Annotated in this window: 4 protein-coding genes and 2 pseudogenes; 1 reads left to right on the top strand and 5 read right to left on the bottom strand. The window is 70.0% G+C overall.

Annotated features, from left to right (window positions below):
- Together KUTG_RS23630 and KUTG_RS23635 are read right to left on the bottom strand one after the other, a co-directional pair.
- Positions 1–1,413, bottom strand: a pseudogene (locus tag KUTG_RS23630) (NAD-dependent malic enzyme); the annotation flags it as partial.
- An 88-nt stretch (positions 1,414–1,501) separates the two neighbouring features.
- Positions 1,502–1,684 (bottom strand): hypothetical protein, encoded by a 183-nt coding sequence (locus tag KUTG_RS23635; RefSeq protein WP_043719636.1) that lies wholly within the window; start codon positions 1,682–1,684, stop codon positions 1,502–1,504.
- Positions 1,685–1,761: 77 nt separating this feature from the next.
- On the opposite strand from KUTG_RS23635, the pseudogene KUTG_RS23640 reads away from it, so the two are divergent.
- Positions 1,762–3,767 (top strand): annotated as a pseudogene (locus KUTG_RS23640) (helicase-associated domain-containing protein); the annotation flags it as partial.
- A 504-nt stretch (positions 3,768–4,271) separates the two neighbouring features.
- On the opposite strand, the gene KUTG_RS23645 reads toward KUTG_RS23640, so the two are convergent.
- From KUTG_RS23645 to KUTG_RS23655, 3 genes are read right to left on the bottom strand one after another with little or no spacing between them, the layout of a single operon-like run.
- On the bottom strand, positions 4,272–4,868 hold the full coding sequence (locus KUTG_RS23645) for a GTP-binding protein (RefSeq protein ID WP_043719637.1): 597 nt from the start codon (positions 4,866–4,868) through the stop codon (positions 4,272–4,274).
- Entirely contained in the window at positions 4,849–5,826 is a 978-nt protein-coding gene (locus KUTG_RS63865; RefSeq protein WP_232240912.1) for a DUF742 domain-containing protein, read from the bottom strand. The genes KUTG_RS23645 and KUTG_RS63865 overlap by 20 nt, the downstream gene beginning before the upstream one ends.
- Positions 5,827–5,848: 22 nt before the next feature.
- Complete coding sequence (locus KUTG_RS23655) at positions 5,849–6,274, bottom strand: roadblock/LC7 domain-containing protein (protein ID WP_043719639.1); 426 nt, start codon at positions 6,272–6,274, stop codon at positions 5,849–5,851.
- Positions 6,275–6,664: the final 390 nt, after the last annotated feature.

A 6,664-nucleotide genomic window follows, 5' to 3' on the forward strand; every position in this document is an offset into this window, starting at 1 on the left:
GGCGGCGTCGACGTGACTGAGCTCGCTCACTTGTTCTGGGCGGCGTTCTTGACCGAACTAAAGCCACCGCCGGCGACACCGCGTTGTCGAAAAAAGCTCGGCACGATGAACGAGGCGTTGAGCTGGGCCGGCTCCACCACGTCGGCGATGGCGTTGGCCGCGGACACCAGCATCGCGTCGGTGATGGTGCTGGCGTGGGCGTCGAGCAGGCCGCGGAACACACCCGGCAAGGCCAGCACGTTGTTGATCTGGTTCGGGTAGTCGCTGCGGCCGGTGGCCACGATGGCGGTGCTGCTGGGCCTCCACCGGGTCGATCTCCGGGTCCGGGTTGGCCAGCGCGAACACGATGGCGTCGGAGTTCATGGTGGCCACCTGGGCCGCGCCGAACAGGTTGGGCGCGGAGACGCCGATGAACACGTCCGCCCCGACCAGCGCGTCGTGCAGGGTGCCGGCCTTGCGCTCGGCGTTGGTGCTGGCGGCGATCTGCTCCAGGTTGGAGTCCAGGTCGCCCCGGTCCGGGTGCACGATGCCGTGGATGTCGACGGCCAGGATGTCGCCCGGATTCTGGTGCTGGAGCAGCCGGATGATGGCCGAGCCGGCGGCGCCGACGCCGCACACCACGACCTTGCACTTGGTGATGTCCTTGGCGACCACCCGCAGGGCGTTGCGCAGCGCGCCGACGACCACGATGGCGGTGCCGTGCTGGTCGTCGTGGAAAACGGGGATGTCCAGCTTCTCCCGCAGCCGGGCCTCGATCTCGAAGCAGCGCGGGGCGGCGATGTCCTCCAGGTTGATGCCGCCGTAGACCGGGGCGATCAGCTCGACCGCGCGGATGATCTCCTCGGTGTCCTGGGTGTCCAGGCACACCGGCCACGCGTCGACGCCGGCGAACTTCTTGAACAGCGCGGCCTTGCCCTCCATCACGGGCAGCGCGGCGGCCGGGCCGATGTTGCCCAGGCCGAGCACGGCGGAGCCGTCGGTGACCACGGCCACGGTGTTGCGCTTGATGGTGAGGCGGCGGGCGTCCTCGGGATTGGCCGCGATGGCCTGGCAGATGCGGGCGACGCCCGGCGTGTAGGCGCGGGAGAGGTCGTCACGGTTGCGCAGGGCGACCTTGGAGGTCACCTCGATCTTGCCGCCGAGGTGGACCAGGAATGTGCGGTCGGACACCTTTCGGACGCGAACGCCCGGAAGTGCGTCCAGGCCGTCGGTGATGTCCTTGGCGTGATTGGCCGACATCGCGTTGCAGGTGATGTCGAACACGACCCGATCGACGTGCGACTCGACCACGTCGAAGGCGGTGATCACACCGCCGACCCGGCCGACTGCGCTGGTCAGGTCGCCGGCAGCGCTCGCAGACGGCGGCGCCTCGACCCGAATGGTGATCGAATATCCGGGTCCGGGAACCGGCATGACTGTCCTCCAGATTCGACGCGGCCGACGGCCGATCAAATGAGCCTAAACCGCGTCGAATTCCGGAACGTGAGCGACTCGAAAAGGCTCAGCGGTTGATCTCGGTGACCGGGTGCGTGTACGGCAGCGACTCGGCGTCGAGCGGGAACGCGATGTCGCCGAACGGGGACAGCGCACCCTGCACGTCGGTGGCCAGCTCGCTGACCGGGTGCTTCTCACCCTCGATGTGCGGCCACGCCGGGTCGATGCGCGCGGAGCGGTCCTTCGCCACGGTTCCTCCTCGATCGAACGGTCTACAGGGATAGTGTGCCCGACGCCGTTCCGGCGGCACAGCTAACGTGGTGCATGATGGCCGGCCTCTCACTCGCGGACTGGTTGCGGGCGCTCGACGACGACGCGCTCGTCGCGCTGCTGCGCGCCCGCCCGGACCTGGCGACACCGCCGCCCGCCGACAGCACTGTGCTGGCGACGCGGGCGGGTATCCGCGCGTCCGTGGCCAGGACCTGCGAGGACCTGGACACCTTCACGCTGACCGTGCTGGAGGCGCTGCTCGTGCTCGACGCCGACAGCGCGCCGGTGTCGGTCCGCGAGGTGGCCCGGCTGTTCGCGGCCGACGCGACACTCACCCGGGTGACCGGGGCCGTCCGCGCGCTGCGAACCCGGGCGATCGTGTGGGGCCCGGACGACGCGGTGTCCGCGGTGCCGGCGGCGCGCGAGGTGGCGCCGCAGCACCCGGGCGGCCTCGGCCGCTCGTTACCGCATCTCGCCGGCAAGGACCTGACCGAGGTGCTCTCCGGCCTCGACGAGCCGGAGCGGCGGCTGCTCACCGCGCTGGCCGGGGACTCCCCGATCGGGCTGACCAAGGACGCCGCCGTGGTCGTGCCGCTGGATCGGGCCAGGACGCCGACCCAGCGACTGCTGGCCATGGGGTTGCTGGCCCGCCGCGACAACGAGACCGTGGAGCTGCCGCGCGAGGTCGGCATGGCGGTCCGCGGCCGCCGTCCACTCGGGACGGTGCAGGTCAAGGAACCGGAACTCACCACCATTCGACGTGATCCGTCCGTTGTGGACACCACCGCGGCCGGTGAGGCGTTGGAGCTCGTCAGGCACGTCGAGGGCCTGCTGCGGCTGTGGTCGCACGAGCCCGCGCCGGTGCTGCGCTCCGGCGGCCTCGGCGTGCGCGAGGTGCGCCGGATCGGCAAGACCCTCGACGTCGACGACACCCGCGCCGGGTTGCTGGTCGAGCTGGTCGTCGGCGCCGGGCTGGCCGCCGACAGCGAGGGCATGGAGCCGGAGTGGGTGCCGACGACGCTGGCCGACGGCTGGCTGGTGTCCGCGCCGGAGCAGCGCTGGGCCACGCTGGCCGCCGCCTGGCTGGAGCTGCCGCGGCTGCCGGCGCTGATCGGCACCCGTGACGAACGGGACAAGGCGATCGGCCCGCTCACCGACGAACTGCGCCGACCGCTGGCCCCGCGCGAGCGCCGCCGGGTGCTGGAGACGCTGTCCGAGCTGCCGCCGGGCTCCTCGGTGCCCAACGCCGACCAGGTGGCGGCGCTGCTGGCGTGGCGGGCCCCGCGCCGGGGCGGGCGGCTGCGGGATGACGTCGTGCGCTGGACGTACACGGAGGCGGCGGCGCTGGGTGTGATGGCGCTGGGCGCGGTCAGTTCGGCGACGCGGTCGCTGCTGGCCGAGGGGCCGGCGATGGCGGCCAAGCGGATGGCCGACGCGATGCCCGAGCCGCTGGACCACGTGCTGGTCCAGGCCGACCTGACGGGGTCGCGCCCGGGCCGCTGGAGCCGATGCTGGCCGCCGACATGGCCATGGTGGCCGACGTCGAGTCGGCCGGCGGCGCGACGGTGTACCGGGTCGGCGAGGCGACGATCCGGCGGGCCCTCGACTCCGGCCGGACCGCCGACGAGCTGCACGAACTGTTCCGCGGCCGGTCGCGGACGCCGGTGCCCCAGTCGCTGACGTACATGATCGATGACGTGGCCCGCCGGCACGGCCGGCTGCGCGGCGGGGCCGCCGGGTCGTTCCTGCGCTGCGACGATCCGGTGCTGATCACCGAGGTGTTGGCCAACCCGGCGTCGGCCCGGCTGGAGCTGCGGCGGATCGCGCCGACCGTGCTGGTCAGCCCGCTGCCGCTGATCGAGGTGCTGGACGAGCTGCGCTCCGCCGGCTTCGCCCCGGCCGCCGAGAGCGCCGACGGCTCCGTGCTGGACCTGCGGCCCCCCGGCCGCCGGATCCCGGCCAAGGCGCGGCCGGCGCGGCGGGGCCAGGCCCCGGCCGCCGTGGCCGACGAGCAGCTTGAGGTGTTGATCGGCCAGCTGCGGGCGGAGACAAGAAGGCGTAGGGAAGCCCATTGACAAAAGAAAAATGCCCCTTATTGAATATTGTAGAAGGCGGCTCAAGCGCCGAAAACAAATGATAAAGGCCAGAGGAAAGGCAGCCTGCTTAGTTGTTCCAGCTGTCGACCGGCAAGTGTTCTCATTTGAATGGGACTTCCATTCATATGTGTTTAGTTATATGGCGTCCCGCACTACTATGGGCGGTCGAAGTGACCTGGAAACCTCGGCCAAAGGGCTACTGCGGGTGACGACTCACAGGCTGCCAAGTAATTCCCTATTCGTTCATGAGCGCTTGATATAAGTCTAATATCGGGATTCACGAGGGGTCGCGACGCAGCGCGTTGTCACGCCGGTGAGCGTCGCCGGCGGCATCCTCGAAGGCGTGGACGGCGGCGAGATCCGTCGCTACCCCGTGCACCTGATCACGTCGGCGGCACTGGTCGAGAAATAAGCGCGCAAGAGAGCGGGACCCGTCGACGACGAGCCCCGAATCCCTTCAACGTTGTACTGCTAGCCCGCGCGGACCGACATCCACTGACGCATGGCGTGTTCCACCAACGTGATCAGCGTCTGCTTGGTCGACTCCCGGTTGCGGGCGTCACACGTCACGATCGGCACCGACTGGTCGATCGTGAGCGCGTCCCGCACGTCGTCGATCCGGTGGTGCAGCATGCCATCGAAGCAGTTCACCGCCACGACGTACGGCAGCTGCCGGTCGTCGAAGAAGTCGATCGACGCGAACGCGTCGGCCAACCGCCGGGTGTCCACCAGGACGACCGCGCCGATAGCACCGCGGACCAGGTCGTCCCACATGAACCAGAACCGGTGCTGACCGGGCGTGCCGAACAGATACAGAATCAGGTCGCTGTCCAGCGACACACGACCGAAGTCCATCGCGACCGTCGTGGTGACCTTGTTCGGCGTCGCCGACAAGTCGTCGACGCCGAGACTGGCCTCGGTCATCACCGCCTCGGTCGTCAACGGCACGATCTCGGACACCGACCCCACGAACGTCGTCTTGCCGACACCGAACCCACCGGCGACCACGATCTTCGCCGATGTCGTCGCCTGCCGGGCGATCTGGGGACTAGAGCCTGCGGAGCCCACTGAGCACCCTCTCCAGGAATTCAATGGACGGCCTGTCCCCCACGACCAGGCCGCTTTGGTGAATCAGGACTAGACCCATGCTGGCCATGTCACCGATGAGCACCCGAACCACCCCGAGGGGCAGCCGCAGGTGCGCCGCGATCTCCGCGACCGAGCGGGTCTCCACACACAGACCGCAGATCGACCGGTGCTCGGCGGTCACTGCGGCATCCCTGTCACGGCCGTGGTCGCTGGTGGACACCAGCGCCTCGATCGCCAGGTCGTAATCGGGTCGGGTCCGACCGCCGGTCCTGGTGTAGGGACGGACCAGCGATCCGGTCTCGACCACGGGCTCGTGCTGTGCCGGCTCCGGTTCGGGTTCCGGGTCCGGCGGTTGCACGAAGTGCACCTCGTAGCCGTCGGCATCGTAGAGCGGGCCGGACATCGGGTCGGAAATGGGTCCCGACGGCGGACCGCCCCGGTAGCCGGGGTTGCTGCGCTCGCCCGGCCGCTCCTCGGCGAAACCGAACGCGCCACCGCCCGGCATCTCCTCCGGCAGGCCGTACGCCCCACGACTGCGCTGCGGCGGCCCGTCGACGAAGCCGTGCTCGCCGAACAGGTCGGCCCCCGGCCCGCCGAACAGGCCGTTGCCGTAGCCGTCGATGTCGAAGCGATTCGGCACCTCGTCCAGCCCGTGCTGCGGCGGGTCGTCAAGACCGTGTGCTGCCATATCGCCTAGACCTCGTCCCGCGGTGCCGAATGCCCGGCCGCCGGCACCGGGCGGTCGGGGTGCGTCGTGCAGCTGGTGTCGTGGCGGATCATCCAGCACCTCATCCAGCTCGTAGTGCGCGTCGTCCTCGACTTCCGGGGCGGCGCCCTCCGAATCGGGATCGGAGAAACTGAAGCCCTCGGCGGCCCAGGCCTGGTAGTCGAACTTCTTACCGAACCGGCCGCCGGGTACGCCAGAACCCTTGGCCATTGCCTCTCACCCCCGCCCGGGCCTATCTGCGGACCACGCCCTGCAGCTGGGCCCGCAGTTCGGGCGTCAGCTGCTGGCCGACCCGCTCGACAAGGAGCGTCATCTCGTAGGCGACCAGACCGATGTCGCAGTTGGGCGCGGCGAGGACGGACAGGCACGAGCCGTCGCTGATGGACATCAGGAACAGGTACCCCCGCTCCATCTCCACCACGGTTTGGTTGACCGTGCCGCCTTCGAAGCAGCGCGCGGCGCCCTGCGTCAGGCTGATCAGCCCGGACGACACCGCCGACAGCTGCTCCGCGCGGTCCCGCGGCAGGCCGTGGGAACCGGCCAGCAGCAGACCGTCGGCGGAGACGACGACGGCGTGCGCCACGCCGGGGACCCGGCGGACGAAGTCGGTGATCAGCCAGCTGAAGCTGCCGGGCTGCTGTACAGACGCGGTAGTCACTCCTGCTCCTCGTCTTCACTGCTCTGCGGCGATGTGGACGCATCACCAGAGTAGGCGTCTATCAAAGCGTGCCGGCCACGGCGCACGCCCTGTTGGTAGCTTGACATGCGACCCCGGATGGAGTCAGCCGACCGCGGTGCGGCCGGAGCCCTCGTGGTCGGGGTCTTCGGCGCTGCCGAGCCCGGGATGAGATGCGCCTTCGGAACCCGTTTCGGCAGGCCGGCCTGGGTTTGCGCGTCCGCCGCCTGGCTCAGCAGGGACTCAGCGGCCTGCCATCCTTCGTCGCCGGGCGATGACCATTCGTTACTGCGGGCCGCTGCCGGCCGGGCCGGTCGGGTGGGCAGCGGGGCCGAACCGTTGCGGGCCGCCGGGGCTTCCGGCTGCTGCTGA

Source organism: Kutzneria sp. 744, assembly GCF_000568255.1.
Classification (GTDB): Bacteria; Actinomycetota; Actinomycetes; order Mycobacteriales; family Pseudonocardiaceae; genus Kutzneria.

What these genes read in the sequence shown, in the direction of transcription:
- KUTG_RS63865 (WP_232240912.1), bottom strand. Translation starts at nt 5,826, where the DNA reads ATGGCCAAGGGTTCTGGCGTACCCGGCGGCCGGTTCGGTAAGAAGTTC.